This window comes from Bradyrhizobium sp. USDA 4341, assembly GCF_054063755.1.
Genome location: NZ_JBSSGO010000002.1, coordinates 2,171,006 through 2,186,762 on the forward strand (window position 1 = coordinate 2,171,006; position 15,757 = coordinate 2,186,762).

The following is a 15,757-nucleotide window of genomic DNA, read 5'->3' on the forward strand; positions in this document are numbered from 1 at the left end:
GCTCAGGGATTTGTGAGGTCGACTTTCTTCCAGGTGTGATCTGGATCGAAAACGATCATGCGCTTGGCCAGGAAATCGGTGCGCGAGCCGAGATCCTTTTGATAGACAGTGCCTGCGTGGTTGACCAGGAACGTCATGACGCCGGAATTGCCGTATTCGGCGGGATAGGCGACCAGTGCAAATCCACCGATCATCTTGCCCTTCACGACATAGTTAAGCGCGCCGCCCGGAGCATCGGAGCCCTGCGCTTTCAGAATCCGATAGTAGTATCCGTGGTACGGCGCGCTCTGTTCGCCGACCTTGTAGCCCTCCGCCGCAGCCTGGGCCGCCAGTTCGCCGAGCGGACTCGGGTCCTTGTCGTCGCGCCAGAACAATCCGTCGGTCTTGCCCGGCCTGCTGACGATGCGCTGGGCATAGGCACCCACACCCTCGCCGCGATCTTTCTCGGCATATTCATTCTGGGCGTCGACATAGGCGAGACAGGTCTGGATCGCAGCAAGCTCGTTACTGCCGATCCTGCGGTAGAGGATTTCGCGACGTCCCGCAGCCGCGTCAAAACTCCAGCCGTCACGGTCGTTGACGAGAGGAATCGGGAACGGGAAGTCGTCGGGTCCCAGAATCAGGGTGGCCTTCTTATTGTCATCGGCCTTGATCGAATGCTTGGCGTCGTAAGCCGAAAGGAAGCGCTGTCGCGCATTGGCGTCGGCGACATCGTCGCCCGACTCAATGATATCGGCGGCATCGCGGCCCAGCACCTTCAGCATGGCCCGGCTGGTGCCGGTCTTGACGGCGGTCGCCAAGGCGGACGCTGCGTCTTCGGGATTGGGGAAGCCCTGCTGGGCGCGAGCTGGCGACGACAGCAGAGCGAGCACTGCTGCCGCAGTGATGCTGATGGAAGCAATGCGATTCAATCGCAAGAACGAAAAGCCTGTCATCGTGATGCCTCCGACGGGGATGGAATCTTCGCACCGGTGGCACGCCATTCGTCGTAGCTGCGAAGCTTGAGACCGAGCTTGTCGTAATAGACCCTGAGATAGCCGTCGGCACCGCGCGTCACCGCCGCTGGCATGACGTGCTCGACTTCCTGCGCCATCACGCCGACATAGGATTTGCTGCTGCCGAGATAGCTGAAGCGGTAATAGCCGAGGCCGTTGGAGAGGTATCCAAGCAGTTCGATATCGTGCTTGAGCGCGATGTCGGACCGCCGTCCGCCGCCACCACCGCCGCGAAAGCCGCCGCCGCCTCCGCCACCACGGAAGCCGCCTCCGCCGCCGCCCTGGAATCCGCCGCCACCACGACCGGCGAAGCTTGCTCCGCCGCCGCCGCGCGGCATGCTGGCCATGCTCGATCGCCCGCGCGCCGATGCTGCTGCAGCAGCCCGTCCAGACGACACGTTCATGGCGCCGCCGCGGCTGCCGCCGCCACCGCGATTAGCCGCAGCTGGGCGGCTACCGGCATTGCCGCGGTTGGCGGCCTTTGCGCGATCGCCGCCCCCCTTTGCTCCGGCTCGATCGCCGCCGCCCTTTGCGCGATCTGAAGCACCTGCACGATCACCGCCACCGGGCCGATCACGCGTGCCGGCACGATCTCCGCCGCGGTCACCACCACGGTCACCCGCACGATCCGCCGCTCGATCTCCGGCTCGGTCACCCGCCCGATCTCCGGCTCCCTGGTTCGGACGCAGCACTTGCTGTCCGTCACGGCCGCGGAAATCCATTCGGTCCGAGACGCCGGCCTTCACATTATTGCCGCCGAACCGCTGCTGGACGTTGGTGTTGCTATAGCGGACGCCCTGGCGATGCGCCGGGTTGTGCTGCCAGCTGTTGCCGATGTTGTTCACCCGGTTGTAGTGATTGACGTAGACGTTGCGATTGCCCCAGTTGCACCCGCCGCCCCAGTAGTTGCCCCAGCGGCCGATTGCCCATCCCGCGCCGAACGCCAGGCCGGTCGCGATGACGCCCGCGCCGATATAGGACGGATACCCGAAGTAGTAAGGCGGATATTCCGCGTATGGCCAGGTGCCGTAGACCGTGGCCGGTTCATAATAGGGCACGTACATCGTATTTGGATCTGCCGACTCGATCACGACCACCTGCTTGTTCTCTTGTGTTTGAACGCTGACTTTCTGCTGCTTGGTCGTCACCAGTTTCTTGTTGTCATAGGCCTTCGACCGCAACCGCTGAATCGCATCCATCACATCCGGTTGTTGCGCGAGCACCGCATCGCCCAGATTTTTGGTCCAGTCGATCTTTTCGCTCATCATCGAAATGACGTCGGGCGTGCTCGCAAGCGCCTTCACACTGTCGTCCCAGGCCTGCTTGTCGACCTCCGTCTTCAACGCATCGCCTTTTAGATTCTTGCGCTCCTTCAGCCAGCGATCCGCCTGCACAACTTCCAGCGGGTATGTCGACGCCGCCAGCACGTTGGCCAGCAGCTCGTCGGGATAGAGCGCAATCGGCGCGACCAACGCTTCGAGCTGCTCGGGCTTCAACAACTTGTCAGCCGGCTGTGCCGTCGGCGCAGCTGCCTGTGGCTGACTACTCTGCGCAGGCGGTTTGTCGGCGGTTTGCCCAACCGCGGCGACGGGGATGGCCGATACCAGCGCAATCGCAAGCAGAGTCTTGCCCCAACGGAACATCGCGACCTCCATCGACACCGACGGTCGACAGCATCGGCGACGGCCGCGCCTGTCCTTTGATCGAGATCAAGGAAAGCGTCGCTCAGCTTCCGGCCAGGCCGGCTGCTGCGATGCAAGATAGGCACGGCGATCATGGATCAGGTTCTCGAGCCGATGGGCTGCGACGTTCACCGCGGTGACGGCACGCTCGGCCTGGTCGTCCGCGACCGGCTGCTTGCGCTGCGTCCGCAGCAGCTGGTCGATTTCGCGCTCGATCTCTTCCAGCTCCGGCACATGCTCGGCCGCCCGGATCCGGGGCCCCAGCGCATAAAGCATGTCGAGTGCCTCCTGGCGGCTCGGTGTCTCGACCGGCCGGAGAAACTTCCAGGCCGCGGCAAGCACCGATGCAAGGCCGCCTGCGATCATCGGCGCCAGGAAAATCGCATTTCCCCATTGATCGAGAAAGCTCTCCCGGGTCCCCTCGTAGAACGCGGCCGCGCCCGGATGCACGGGGATGTAGGCATCTGCATCGGTGTCGGGCGTCGCGATCTGCGCCAGCCCCGGCAATTCAGCAAGCAGATCGTGCCGTGCGGTCATGATCGACTGGGTCAAGTCGCCTATCAGGTCGTTGCCAAGCTTCTTCTGCGCCACCAGGTAGAATGAGGTCCGCAGCGTCGTCAGGTCATCGGGGGGAATTGGCGGCGAGCCCCGCAAGGTTCCCTTGGGTACATCAAAGCTTTCGTAGGCTCGCTCCTTTTCAGCAATCGCGCCCGCGGACTCGATGGCGATCATCACGGGGCCGGTTCGCGAAGTGTGCGGGAGAACGCCTCGCAGAAGGGAAAGATATTTCTCGGTCAGAGGAATCACGAGCAGGATGGCGCGGACTTGCTTGGTTTCCAACGCCTGACGCGCGTCCGAGGGCAGAAGCGGCTTGAACGTCACGCCTGCGCGCGCAAGATCGTACTCGTCTGATAACACCTTGATCAGTTTCTGATTGGTGTCGAACCCGATCACGCCGAGCATGGCGCTTCAGCTCCGTCACGTCAGATATCGAAGCCCCAGGCGGAGCAACGATCAGAACGGCGGCATGAGCCAGCACGATCACGGCCTGGGCCTGAGACAGGTCGCCGACATCGCCACGCACCACCGCAAGATCGACCTTTCCGGACGCGAACGCAGCGGCAAATTCGAGCGGTCCCGTGGTCTGGACCAGGCGAAGCCTGACCGTCGTTTTCGACTCGGTGAGCTTGCCGGCGATCGCCGAAATGAGCTTGTTCGCCTCCCCATCCAGCGAACCGACGGCGACAGTGAGAGTGGTCGGCCGAAAATACCAGCGATAGGCCAACAAAGTGGCCCCCCGAGCATCAGAACGAGCCCGACCACCAGGGCGACGCGTAACGACCTTGGCAAACTGCTGGGATCCACGGCGCGCTACTCGGTCAATCCGGCATTGACCGGATTCTGCGTCACAACACTCAATATATCGGGCTGCAGAAATTGGTCCAAGGCTGCATTCCGCTACAGTTTGCAGCGATGATAGGAGACCTGCATCCCCTCGATACCCGGAAACTCGCGCGTGATGGTGTCGTCGTCGACAACCTTGAGGAAGAACTGCACGTTGGACACCATGATCCCCGACGCGCAACTCACGATGATATTGAGGTCCTTGCCATCATCCTTGCGCGATTTGATCTTGCAGTTCTCGAACTTGCCCCTCAGACGATCGGCCTCCGCGATGAAGCCGCCGCCATAGACCCCGGAGAAATTGGTGAACGTGACCTGGTTCGCCCTGCCCTTGCGCGCGAACACCTTGCCGCATTGGCCCGCGCTCGTGGCCCAGGCGCCGGCGAGATCGAACGCGTGTGCGCAGTCCGGCAATGCGAGGATTATGCCCGCCACCACGATTGCGCGAAGCTTGCTGTCCGGTTTCATCTGCGGTCTCCTTGTTTGCGCCCGTCAGTGACCGCTGAACACCAGCGTCTGGATCGGCAGCAGCAGGGCCTGGATCCGAAGCAGCAATGCATGAACGAGCCCGGTCGCGTCGACCGCGTGTAGGAAAAATCCCTTCAATGCGCCGGTTTTCGGATCGGCAATCACGTCATGGTTGCTCGTGTAGGCATTGACGATGCAACTGCTGCCCGGTGTCACACCTTCAAGACCGCCCTTGTAAAGCGGCTCAAGGAACACGAGAATCGAACCTGGTTTTTGCAGATTCTGCGGGTCGATCAACAGCTCGCTGGCCCGGAACTGGCCGGCGGCGATGAAATCCTGCACGCTGGTGACGACCAGCGGAATGATCACCCAGGGTTTCGAGATGCACGTGGCTTCCGCAACCATGCCCGGCTTCATCACCTGGGCCTCGATCTGCCCGAATCCCGCCTGCAATCTATTCCGGCCCGCTTCGTCTGGTATCAGGACTCCGGCCGGCCGCATGATCTGGGCGACAAGGTCCCCGGGGCGAACGAGGAATTGCTCGACACGGCCATCGACGCCGGCACGGACGAAGGTCTTGTCGAGATCCACTTGCGCCTGTGCGAGCGCGGCCTCGGCGCTCGCCTTCTCGGCCGGCAGGAGCGTGGAGACGCGCAACGTCGCCGATTCCTTGACGGCGTTAGCGGCATCGACGCCGGACTGCCGCTGATCAACCAGAACCTGCAGCTTCTCGATGTCGCGTTGTGGCACGATGCCGGGATTGCGGCGCTGCAATTCGCTCTTCACTTCCAGTTCGTCCTTGGCCTGCTGCAAGGAGGCTCTCGCCTCCCCTGTCTGAGCGTCCGCCTTGACGACATCGGCCTGTGCCGAGATCAGCGACGCATCCACCTCGGAGACCTTTCGCTTGGCAGTCTCCAGCGCAGCCTCTTGCTTCGAACTATCGAGCCGGAACAGGACGTCACCCTTCTTCACCGATTCGGTGAAGCCGACATTGACCTCAGCGACGCGGCCGGAGCCTTCGGGCAGGATCGGCACGGTCCTGAAGTAGATCGCCGCGGACGTTGTCGAGGGGTGAAAGTAGAAGATCATCGTGATCAGTGAGATCGTGAGCATCAGGCAGCCGGTGATGCCCCACCTTAATTCGTACCAGACCGAGAAGAACGTGATCTCCTTGCCGAACCGCTTGCCTTGCCGATAGCGGCGGTAGAGGTAATCCGGCAAGATCGTCACCAGCGAGCAAATCATGAGCTCAAGCATGGTCGTGTACCCCTTGCTTCGCGGGCGTCGGGACGTCGGGACCGCCGTCGGGCACCGATTCGGCTTCGGCAGCCGGCGCGCTCGGCGTGGCGTCGGCAATGCGCTCGACGGAATCGGCAATGCTGCGCATCGGAGTGCCGAAATCCGGCAGGTCGATGAGGGCCAGCAGCAGGCCGGCGACCCAGAAGATATGCATGTGGGTGAAAAGCGATATCAGGCCGAGGACGGCGACGATCTCAAACTGGAGCTTCTGGGACTTGTGGGCCATGCGCTCCGGCAGGCTGTGCAGCTTCCAGTAAAGGGTGCCAACCCACAAGACAGTAGCTACAAGGAAAAAGCCCATCACCACCATCAGGGTGTCCGACCCGTCGGCGCCTGGAATGAAAAAGGGCAGATGATGGGGGGCTGCCGGATGCATCTGTTCGCTCAAATTTCATTCCCTTTCCGGGCGCCTGGCGCTTCGCAGCCGTGCCCCGCACCGTGCCTTTCCGCCTTGCGGCTTGCTTGATCTGGATCAAGGAAGCCGGTCGGCCCGCTCATACCGTTTGAGGGCACGGTCGAAGCTCGACTTAGGAGTCCCCAGCCATGCGAGACAAAATCGATGACCTGATCCCAAAGGCGCATGAGATCCAGAAGCAGGCGGCGCTCCAGGAAGCGGAGAAAGCTGAGGAGCACGCCAAGCGTGCGGCTGCTGCAGAGGCAGAGAAGCGCGCCTTGATCGAACGCCTGAGCAAGCCCTCTGGGCTCAGCGAGGACGAGAAAGTCAAGCTGGCGTCGACGGTAATTCAGCGCGCGGTGCGCAACGGCTTGACCGAAGTGCAGGTCTATCGCTTCCCGAACACGCTTTGCACCGACAAGGGACGGGCCATCAATCAGATGGAGGTGGGCTGGGAAAAGACGCTGACAGGTATACCCAAGGAAATATACCAGCTCTGGGCTGACTACCTGCAGCCGCGCGGCTATCGCATCCGCTACCAGATCGTGGATTATCCCGGTGGCATGCCTGGTGACATCGGCATTGTCATTGCCTGGGGCGACTAGTTCAAACGATGGACGGGCATCGATGGCGAATGACAAGTCCGCTGGGAAGATGAAGCGCAAAGATTATGAGGAAGAGCTGCATAAGCTGCAGATCCAGCTCTGCCATCTCCAGGAATGGGTGAAGGCGAACAAGCTCAGGGTCATCATCCTGTTCGAGGGGCGCGATGCGGCCGGCAAGGGCGGAACCATCAAGGCCCTGACCGAGAAGGTCAGCCCGCGCGTGTTCCGCGTGGTTGCGCTGCCCGCGCCATCCGATCGTGAGAAGTCCCAGCTCTTCATCCAGCGCTACATGCAACAGTTTCCGGCCGCCGGCGAAATCGTGATCTTCGATCGCAGCTGGTACAATCGCGCCGGCGTCGAGTATGTGATGGGATTCTGCACGGCGGCCGAGCACAAGCGGTTCCTCTCGCTTTGTCCGCAAATGGAACAATACATCATCGAGGGCGGCATCATCCTGATCAAGCTTTGGCTCGAGGTCGGGATGGATGAGCAGGAGCGGCGCTTCAGGGCCCGGATCGACGATCCGCTGAGGCAGTGGAAACTGAGCCCGATGGACACGGAATCCTACCGGCGCTGGTACGACTATTCCCGGGCACGTGACCTGATGTTCAAGGCGACGAGCTCGAAGCATGCGCCCTGGTTCATCATCCGCTCCGACGACAAGCGGCGAGCACGTCTGAACTGCATTGCGCACCTCCTGAAGACGATCCCCTACGGACGGGTCAAGCGTGACAAAGTGAAACTGCCTAGGCGCTCCGGCAAAGGGCGCTTCAACGATCAGGCCGGTCTGCGGGGGATGAAGTTCGTCGAGGAACGGTACTGAAAAATCCAGGCCACGCGGGATGCGCGGCCCGGGTCCTTGCCACCTATTTCAGGCGGATCGTGACTCCGCCCACAGCGGCCGAGACTTCGGCGCCGACCTTCGGGCCGCTGAGCTGCAGGATCACGCCATTGGCGTTCTGCAGTTGCACCCCTCCCGCGCCCGCGGCGATCGCACCACCGGCGCCTGCGGCGCTGTACGAGCCTTCGATCGAGCCGGGCCCCCTCAGGTTGATGGCGCGCCCGACAAGCTTGGAGGTCGAGGCGCCGATCGTGAAGCCGACGCTCATGCCCGACACGGTGAAGGGATAATGCTTGCCTCGCAGGGTCAATACGCCCTCGCCGCCTCCGACACCAACGATGAAACCGCCCTTGGTGAAGATGACGGCGACCGCGCCGGTTTCGGCCAATGACGGCGTGCCGAAGCCAGCCGATCCGATTGCCAGCGCGGCGAGAGCTCCAAGCAAATCCAATTTCCTCATGATTTCCCTCCAGGGATCGGTTGCGCTAACGGATCTATGATGCAGCCTTGAGCTTCGGCGCTGACGCCTTCGGCTTGCCCATCCTGGCAAGAGCGTCGGTCGTCACGAGCTTCAGGCCCTCGGCCGCGTCGTAGCCATGGATTTCCTTCACATCGAGCTTGCGCATGAAATCGATGGTCTCCTGCGTGATGACCTGGCCAGGGACCATGATCGGGAAGCCCGGCGGATAGGGGATCACGAAGCTCGCGGAGACGAGAGCGGGCCCGTTCTTCAGGCGCCTGTCGATCTCGGGATCGTTCAGGCGAATGTATTCGCATCCGGCGGCATCATATGCTGAATAGAAGCCGCTTCGGATGTCGCCCTCGTTCGTCCTGGTGCCGGCATCGCCGCGATATGTCTCGTGGAAATGCGAGAAGTTCGGCAGCTCGGGCACGTCCTTCATCAGGCTGTTGACCCGCATGTCGAAATCGACCCTGACGTTCGCTCCGCCTTTGGCCAGGCCCCGATCGATTTCACCGGAGATTTCGGCCAACACCCGGACAAGATGCGCGACATCGCTCCGCGTATTGTTGATGTTGGACTGGATCAGGACCGAGTTGCGCGAGGTCTTGTTGACCTGGATGTTATAGCGGCTGGCGAGCAGGCCCTTGAACTGCGTTCCGTCGTACCCGGCCGTGCCGCAGACCAGCGTCATGCGGGTCGGATCGAGGCAGAACTCGTCGTCGTTCAGGCTCTTCAGGGCGCTCGCCCAGTTGTTGCCGGCCGCCAGATAGTCGGTGAACCCGCTCTGGCGATATTCCTTGGGGACCATCGCATCCGCACCCAGAACGTGGAAATACCGGGAAATCAGCGGATTAGAGTTGACCGCATTGCGGATGGCGAACGCGATCTCCATTGCATTGGCCACCAGTCCATAACCCTCGAGCTCCATCTGGCGGCGCGAGACGTCGAGGCTCGCAATCAGCTGCTGGTTCGGACTGGTCGAAGCGTGCGTGAATACGGCCTCCTTGAACTGCGCTTCGACCGTGTGAAATTCGATGTCCTTGACGGCCAGCATCGAGCCCTGCCGGATCGCCGACATCGACTTGTGCGTCGAGTTGGTCTGGTAGACCCGCAACCGGATCTGACGCGGATCGGGGATGAGCCTGGTCTTTAGCAGCAGCTCGTCCGAGGGGCTCTTGCCGAGTTCGGCCTGCTGCTTCTCGTAGGCCGTAACAGATTTGGGATCGCGCATCCAGGCCTCGATCTCGTTCGCCGCGCCCATCGCAGTTCGCCGCCTCAGGAATGGCGAGAACCGCGCGAAGCCGAACCAGGCCTCGTCCCAGAGGAAGATCAGGTCAGGCTTGATCGCGAGGCATTCCTCCATCACCCGCCGGGTGTTGTAGATGTGACCATCAAAGGTACAATTGGTCAGGTCGATCATCTTGACCCGGTCTAGTCGGCCATCGGCTTTCGCGTTCAGAAGCGCCTGCTTGATCGTCTTCAGAGGCACCGCGCCGTACATCGAGTATTCCGTCATTGGGAATGCCTCGACGTAGAGCGGCTGCGCGCCCGCCAGCACCATGCCGTAGTGGTGCGACTTGTGGCAGTTGCGATCGACGATAGCGATGTCGCCGGGACCCAGCAGCGCCTGCACCGCCATCTTGTTGGAGGTCGAGGTGCCGTTGGTCACGAAGTAGACACGGTCGGCGCCGAGCGCGCGCGCGGCCTTCTCCTGCGCCTTCTTGATGTTGCCGGTCGGCTCCAGCATGCTGTCGAGGCCGCCGGTGGTGGCGCTGCTCTCGGCAAGAAACAGGTTCAGCCCGTAGAATTCGCCCATGTCGCGGATCCAGTCCGATTTGAACACGGACTTGCCCCGCGCGATCGGCAGCGCGTGGAAGGTCCCGATAGGCCGTTGCGCGTATTTCTTCAGATTGTCGAAGAACGGCGTGTCGAAGCGATCCTGCACGCCTTCGAGAATTGAAAGATGCAGTTCGAGGATATCCTCGACCGAGTAGAACACCCGGCGCGCCACGTCGGCCTCAGGATTGCCGGCCAACTCCTCGACGTCGCGATTGGACATGAGGTAGAGATCAAGCTCGGGACGGATCCGCTTCAGGATATGGGCCAGCCGTAGCGCGGAAGCATCGGACTCTTCGTTGAGCCCCATGGCGCCAGTCATGGCACGGAGCACAGGCGCATCGTGGCGCGAGCGCAACCCAAAGCCTTCATTTATCACCACCGCCGCAATGTTGGGATTTAGCATTGCCGCACAGAAGGCGTCCTCGAGACTGCCCACCACCACGGGCTCATAGATGAAGGCGTCGACCGGACGCCGCAGCCTGCGCCATTCCGCCAGGAGTCCCGGCCAGTTGCTGGCTGGCACCCCGGTCACGATCAGGGTCTCGAAGTAAGGACGGCGCGCCGCCGACTGTCCAAGAGTTGGGGGGAGCAGATCGGGAACGTCGCCATTGCCCTCGTCCTGCGTGCTCCAGTCACCGGCATGCTGGCGGAAGGATTTTGTCTGAAGTGCCTGCGCGATCCGGGTCGAAAGCATATGCGAGGTGGCGGCATCGCCCGCCGCCGCGGCTTCCTTCAGCGCCGCCATCAAGCGAAGGCCCGGATAGCCGTGAAACTCCTCTGTGACCGCAAGCGCCGAAAGCGCCTTGTCGTACGGCGCACGGTCACCGCCCCGGCTCCACGCCTTGGCCGCCTCGACCAAATCGCGCCAATTGTCGGCGCGGCCGCCGGGTCCGGAGAAGAATTGGTCGATGCGCTGCGGTGCCGGCTTCGCGTCGTTGGCCATGAATGTCTCCCGATCTTGTCGACCTTGGCGGTGTTCCCGTCCAAGCGTACGAACCGCGCACACCGCTCCCTTTGATCCAAGTCAATCCACAGCGGTTGAGACAAACCTAGTCGCCACCGGGTGATCACATGTCTTGCGATGCAACAAGGCTCGAATGTTAGGGAGCGATCCGCGGGGCAGCGCAGGCTAGTCGCTGGCCTGCGGCTTGCGGTTGCTCAATACGCTGTCAAGCGTACGCACCCAGTCTCCGCTGTCGGTCTTGTCGGCAAGACCATCCGCCTGAAGCAGATCGCGCAACTGCGCGTGCGCGCCGACGATGCAGAACGCGATGCCGCGCGATACGAGCTCCTGGTGGAGATCGTGCAGCATGCGCGACCCCGCCAGGTCGATGAACGGTGAGGCCGACAGGTCGCAGGCCACCAGCTTGACGTTGGGGGACGTCTGCAGTGCGGCCAGCACCGTTTCGAAGATCGTCTCGGCATTGACATAAAGCAGCGAGGTTTCCGGACGGAACGCGATGATCCCGGTCAACGGTTCCACGTCGTCATGGCGCGCCCGGTCGGAATAGCGGCCGCTGCCAGGGAGGCGGCCAAGAAATGCGACATTGGGCTGGGACGCACGCAACAGCAGCAGGAAGATCGAGGCGACGGCCGCCAGCAATACGCCCTGCAGGATACCGAGGAACAGCACGGATACGAGCGCGATGACCGCCGCATAGAAATCGATCCGGCTGATCCGCCACATTCGGGCAAGCGCCGGAACATCGACCAATTTGTAGATCGCCGAAAAGACGATCGCGGCAAGCACAGTCTTCGGCAGATTGGTCAAGAGACCCGTGAAAAACAGCAGGCAGAGGGCAAGGGTTGCTGAACAGAATACGAGAGCCAGCGGCGTTCGCGCGCCGGCTGCGTCATTCACGGCCGACTGCGACAGCCCGCCGGCGACCGGATAGCCATGTCCCAAAGCTGCAGCGAGATTGGCCGCGCCGAGCCCCAGAAACTCCTGCCGGACATCCAGTGCATAACCGTGCTTTGCCGCGAAGCTTCGCGCGGCGGACACGCCTTCCACGTAAGCCAGCACAAGGCATCCGGCGGCGATGGGAAACAGATCGTCAAATTCGAGCAAGCCGAACGTCGGCAGCGCAAGGGTCGGCAACCCCGTCGGGATCGTTCCGGTCACCGGCAGTCCCATTTCTGCAAGCCCAAGGACGGAGACCGTGACGATCGAGAGCGCGACCACGGCGAGCCCAACAGGCCTTCCGGGCAACCAGCGTTCGCCGAGCAGGAGCAGCACGGTCGCAGCCACACCAAGGCCGAGCACCAGCGGGCGGGTATCGCCCAACTGGCCGGCAAGCTTGATCGCGCGGTCGAAAAAATTGTGGCCGCCGCCTGCCACGCCGAACAGGCTCGGCAGCTGGCTCATGATGATGGTGAGCCCTGCCCCGGCCTTGAAGCCCACCAGAATGCTGTCGCTGATCAACCGCACCAGCAGGCTGAGCTTGAACAACCAGGCAATCAGGCAGAGCACTGCGACGCTGAAGGCAACGAGGCTGACGATCTGTCCGTAACGCGTGGCATCGCCGCCGGCGAGTATGCCGACGGCGCCGGCGATCATCAGCGAGATTGCCGAGGTCGGTCCAACCGCGAGTTGCCGGGATGAGCCCAACAACGCGTACCCAACGCCGCCAAGCAGGTAGCCGTAGACGCCGACCTGCGGCGGCAGCCCGGCGAGGCCCGCATAGGCCAACGATACCGGGATCGCGTAGGCCGCCAGCGTGACCCCGGCGATGGCGTCCGCACCAAGCCAGGATGCGCGATAGTCGGCAAGCCAGCTCGCCGGCGGAAACCGTCGGATCCGACCTGCCTCGCTCTGGATTGACATCAACTCCGCCATATCAAGCCGCGTTGGACGCATCTGGTTGCGCCGAGCCGGACCCATCCACGTTGATTCAGATCAAGCGTCGCGCTCGCGGATCAACACTACGATTGTCGTGACCTGCACATTTGCGGGTGAACCGTCGGAGGGCATGACATGCGTCAGCACGGCTTACGAGCCCTCGCGACCGTAACACTTCTCCTGCTTGGTCTGACGACCCCGGCACGCGCCGACGACAAGAGAGCATCCCAAGGCATCCAGGAAGAGATCTGGGCATTGCCGCTACCGCTCCCGATGTTCGCCTATCTGGTTCGACCGCTCGGCGATGGCCCTTTCCCGCTGGTCATCATGAACCACGGTGTGTCGCTGAACGCCAGGGACCGCAGCTTCTTCCCGCTGGTCGAATTTCGCGATGCCGCAATGTGGTTTGCACGGCGTGGCTATCTCGTGGTGGCGCCTGTCGGTACCGGCTATGGCGCGGCAGCCATCGATATTCCCGAACGCGGACTTTATGGCCCGTTCTTCTCCAAGATCGGGAAATGCGCCAATCCCAATTTCCTCGACCCGGGTCTCGCGGTTGCGCAGGTCGATCTCTGGATCATTGATTACATGGCCGCCGAAAAACGCACCCTGCCGGAAGGCGTCATCGTCGTCGGGCAGTCGGCCGGCGGCTGGGCTGCGATCGCGTTGTCGAGCCTCAACCCACCGCAGGTCAAGGCCATCATCACCTTCGCGGCGGGCCGCGGCGGCCGCGTCGATGGCAAGCCCAACAACAATTGTGGCCCCGACAAACTGGTCGAAGCGACCGGCGTGTTCGGCCACACGTCGCGGGTACCCATGCTGTGGCTCTACATCGAAAACGACACATTTTTCGGCCCGGCCCTGTCGAAGCGAATGTACGAGGCCTTCACGCGCGCGGGCGGCCGGGCTGAGTACCATCTATTGCCGCCGTTCGGTGACGAAGGGCATTTCCTGATCGGCTCTCCCGATGCCATTCCCACCTGGTCGCCATTGGTCGAACGATTTCTGGACAAGATGCGTTAGGCGCAATCTCGCTGGAGGAGTATCCATGGTCCGATATGATGCCTTGTATAGTGCCTTGGCGACGTTCGTGCTGTTAGCGGCCAGCATCAGTGCTGCCCACAGTCAACAGACCTCCGCGCCGCCGCCCGCGGTGAAGGACGGTGGCGAGGTGGCCTCTCGGGGATCGCACGTGGCGCGAGACGTCAAATATGGCGATTGGCGCAAGCTTTGTTTCAATGCGGCCGGCGCCAAGACATTATGCCGGACCACGATCACCGGTACCTTGGGGACCGGCCAGACGGCCGTTCGCATCGATCTGGTCGAGCGTGAAGACGGGACCACCCGTCTCCAGCTATTCCTGCCGGTCGGGATGTACCTGCAGGCGGGAGTCAAGCTGTCGGTCGACCAGCAGCAGGTCCATCGCCTGCCCTATACCTGGTGCGTGACCAACATGTGCATTGCGGCCGATGTTGCCGATCCAAAGCTGCTCGAGGAAATGGATAACGGAAAGGCGCTCTCGATCGACGCCGTCGATACCAGCATTCTCACGGTGACGACATCGGTGCCGCTCGACCGCTTTGCGACGGTCCGCAAGGGAGCACCCGCACTGACGCTCGAACAAGCCATTGACGAATGATTGAGACCCGCGATCGCTAGACCGCGCCAGCCAACAATTGTTCGATCGGCTGAATCAGCGATTTTGCCGTGAACGGTTTGGTGAGATAGGCCACGCATCCCGATGCCATTGCGGCCATGCGTGTCGCCGGGTTGTCATTTCCGGTGATGTAGATGACGGGGATTTCGATGCCCTGATCCGCCAAGCGGTGCCGCAACTCGATCCCTGAACCATCGCTGAGATTGATGTCCAGGATCAAACACAACGCGCAATCGAAGCTGCCATCCATCAGCAAGGCATTTCCCGTCTCGAACAATCTGGATGCGAATCCATATTCCCGCAGCAGCCGTCCGATTCCACGGAGCATGGAGGGGTCATCATCCACGACGAAAACTAGCTTCGCGGTCGGCAAATCCTGTAGCCTCTGCGCTATCGTTGGAGCAGAATCTCGACTTCCTGCCCAACGTCCGTGCCTGGACGAAGGACACATTGAAATCTCGCCGGGCGCGCGACATCGTCGCGGTCAATATTGGAGATATGCCTCGTCACAGAGCTTTCATATTGTACCATGGGACAGGAGGCGCGAGCTGGCGCGGCGGATTATCCCTTAACTTTGCTACCAAGCTCGCGCGTCCCGAGCCGCTCCGCGATCGAGACGAGCTCGGCAAGTGACTGCACCTGCATCTTATCCATGACCTGGTGACGATGCGCCTTGACCGTTCGTTCCGTCGTGCCGAGCTCATAGCCGATCTGCTTGTTGATCCGACCTCGTACAATCAGATCGAACACCTGCCGCTCGCGGGGGGTCAACCTTGCCAGCAGCGCGCGGAGCGAGTCGAGTCTGGTTCGCTGGCTGCGGGCCAACTCGTGCCGCGCGATGGCGCGATTGATTGCCTCGATCAGTTGCTCTGACGCGATCGGCTTGGTCAGGAAATCCTCGGCTCCCGCCTTGATCGCCTGGACGGTCGTCGCCGTGTCGGCATGTCCGGTAAGGAATACGATCGGAAGCGTCGACTCCAGTTCGCTTAGACGGCTCTGCAGCTCCGGACCACTCATTCCGGGAATGCGTACGTCCAGCACGATACAACCAGCCTCTTCGTCGTCGGGCAACTGATCGAGCAGTTGCCGGGCCGATGCATAAGTCGCCACACGGTAGCCCGCGAGCTTGAGCCTGCGCTCGAGTGCTCTACGAAACGAGGCGTCGTCATCGACGATATGCACGTAAGCGTGCATTACCCTCTCTCCTACGCGACCGACAGCAAATACTGCGATCGTTAAATTAGCACTGCCTCCTGCCAAAGTAAGAGCCC

General features: G+C 62.0%; 16 protein-coding genes. 5 read left to right on the forward strand and 11 right to left on the reverse strand.

The features are described from left to right. Window positions 1–2 precede the first annotated feature (2 nt). From ACVIGB_RS16335 to ACVIGB_RS16345, 3 genes are all read right to left on the reverse strand, one after another. Complete coding sequence (locus ACVIGB_RS16335) at window positions 3–935, reverse strand: DUF2950 domain-containing protein (RefSeq protein WP_456721853.1); 933 nt, start codon at window positions 933–935, stop codon at window positions 3–5. Continuing rightward, entirely contained in the window at window positions 932–2,638 is a 1,707-nt protein-coding gene (locus ACVIGB_RS16340) for a DUF3300 domain-containing protein (RefSeq protein ID WP_456721852.1), read from the reverse strand. The genes ACVIGB_RS16335 and ACVIGB_RS16340 overlap by 4 nt, the downstream gene beginning before the upstream one ends. A 66-nt stretch (window positions 2,639–2,704) precedes the next feature. Continuing rightward, entirely contained in the window at window positions 2,705–3,640 is a 936-nt protein-coding gene (locus ACVIGB_RS16345) for a hypothetical protein (protein WP_456721851.1), read from the reverse strand. 64 nt (window positions 3,641–3,704) lie between these two features. On the opposite strand from ACVIGB_RS16345, the gene ACVIGB_RS16350 reads away from it, so the two are divergent. Beyond that, window positions 3,705–4,154 carry a hypothetical protein gene (locus ACVIGB_RS16350; protein ID WP_456721850.1) on the forward strand — a complete coding sequence of 150 codons (450 nt, stop codon included), beginning with the start codon at window positions 3,705–3,707 and terminating at the stop codon, window positions 4,152–4,154. Here the strand turns inward: ACVIGB_RS16350 and ACVIGB_RS16355 are convergent. Genes ACVIGB_RS16355 through ACVIGB_RS16365 form a run of 3 tightly spaced genes read right to left on the reverse strand, consistent with a single transcriptional unit; the run spans window position 4,136 to window position 6,236 of the window. Continuing rightward, window positions 4,136–4,549, reverse strand: coding sequence for a hypothetical protein (locus ACVIGB_RS16355; RefSeq protein ID WP_244549547.1), 414 nt, complete (start codon window positions 4,547–4,549; stop codon window positions 4,136–4,138). The two genes, ACVIGB_RS16350 and ACVIGB_RS16355, sit on opposite strands and share 19 nt — an antisense overlap. Window positions 4,550–4,573: 24 nt before the next feature. Continuing rightward, window positions 4,574–5,806 carry an HlyD family secretion protein gene (locus ACVIGB_RS16360; protein WP_092115706.1) on the reverse strand — a complete coding sequence of 411 codons (1,233 nt, stop codon included), beginning with the start codon at window positions 5,804–5,806 and terminating at the stop codon, window positions 4,574–4,576. Next, a complete protein-coding gene (locus ACVIGB_RS16365; protein ID WP_456721849.1) occupies window positions 5,799–6,236 on the reverse strand; it encodes a hypothetical protein in 438 nt (145 codons plus the stop codon). The genes ACVIGB_RS16360 and ACVIGB_RS16365 overlap by 8 nt, the downstream gene beginning before the upstream one ends. A gap of 155 nt (window positions 6,237–6,391) precedes the next feature. Here ACVIGB_RS16365 and ACVIGB_RS16370 point away from each other — a divergent pair, with 155 nt between their 5' ends. Both ACVIGB_RS16370 and ppk2 read left to right on the forward strand, forming a co-directional pair. Further along, a complete protein-coding gene (locus ACVIGB_RS16370) occupies window positions 6,392–6,847 on the forward strand; it encodes a hypothetical protein (protein ID WP_092115708.1) in 456 nt (151 codons plus the stop codon). Window positions 6,848–6,869: 22 nt separating this feature from the next. Next, the gene (ppk2, locus tag ACVIGB_RS16375; RefSeq protein ID WP_456721848.1) at window positions 6,870–7,670 is read left to right on the forward strand and encodes a polyphosphate kinase 2; all 801 of its coding nucleotides are present in this window, start codon (window positions 6,870–6,872) and stop codon (window positions 7,668–7,670) included. A gap of 43 nt (window positions 7,671–7,713) precedes the next feature. Here ppk2 and ACVIGB_RS16380 read toward each other — a convergent pair whose 3' ends face one another. The 3 genes from ACVIGB_RS16380 to ACVIGB_RS16390 form a co-directional block, all read right to left on the reverse strand. Continuing rightward, window positions 7,714–8,148 (reverse strand): hypothetical protein, encoded by a 435-nt coding sequence (locus tag ACVIGB_RS16380; RefSeq protein ID WP_456721847.1) that lies wholly within the window; start codon window positions 8,146–8,148, stop codon window positions 7,714–7,716. Between the two features lie 34 nt (window positions 8,149–8,182). After that, window positions 8,183–10,933 (reverse strand): decarboxylase, encoded by a 2,751-nt coding sequence (locus ACVIGB_RS16385; RefSeq protein ID WP_456721846.1) that lies wholly within the window; start codon window positions 10,931–10,933, stop codon window positions 8,183–8,185. 186 nt (window positions 10,934–11,119) lie between these two features. Then, a complete protein-coding gene (locus tag ACVIGB_RS16390; protein ID WP_456721845.1) occupies window positions 11,120–12,814 on the reverse strand; it encodes a SulP family inorganic anion transporter in 1,695 nt (564 codons plus the stop codon). Between the two features lie 150 nt (window positions 12,815–12,964). On the opposite strand from ACVIGB_RS16390, the gene ACVIGB_RS16395 reads away from it, so the two are divergent. Both ACVIGB_RS16395 and ACVIGB_RS16400 read left to right on the forward strand, forming a co-directional pair. After that, complete coding sequence (locus ACVIGB_RS16395; protein ID WP_456721844.1) at window positions 12,965–13,852, forward strand: alpha/beta hydrolase family protein; 888 nt, start codon at window positions 12,965–12,967, stop codon at window positions 13,850–13,852. A gap of 55 nt (window positions 13,853–13,907) precedes the next feature. Then, on the forward strand, window positions 13,908–14,468 hold the full coding sequence (locus tag ACVIGB_RS16400) for an invasion associated locus B family protein (protein ID WP_456721843.1): 561 nt from the start codon (window positions 13,908–13,910) through the stop codon (window positions 14,466–14,468). Window positions 14,469–14,484: 16 nt separating this feature from the next. Here ACVIGB_RS16400 and ACVIGB_RS16405 read toward each other — a convergent pair whose 3' ends face one another. Both ACVIGB_RS16405 and ACVIGB_RS16410 read right to left on the reverse strand, forming a co-directional pair. Further along, the gene (locus ACVIGB_RS16405) at window positions 14,485–14,859 is read right to left on the reverse strand and encodes a response regulator transcription factor (protein WP_456721842.1); all 375 of its coding nucleotides are present in this window, start codon (window positions 14,857–14,859) and stop codon (window positions 14,485–14,487) included. 188 nt (window positions 14,860–15,047) lie between these two features. Then, a complete protein-coding gene (locus tag ACVIGB_RS16410; RefSeq protein ID WP_456725158.1) occupies window positions 15,048–15,680 on the reverse strand; it encodes a response regulator transcription factor in 633 nt (210 codons plus the stop codon). Window positions 15,681–15,757 lie beyond the last annotated feature (77 nt).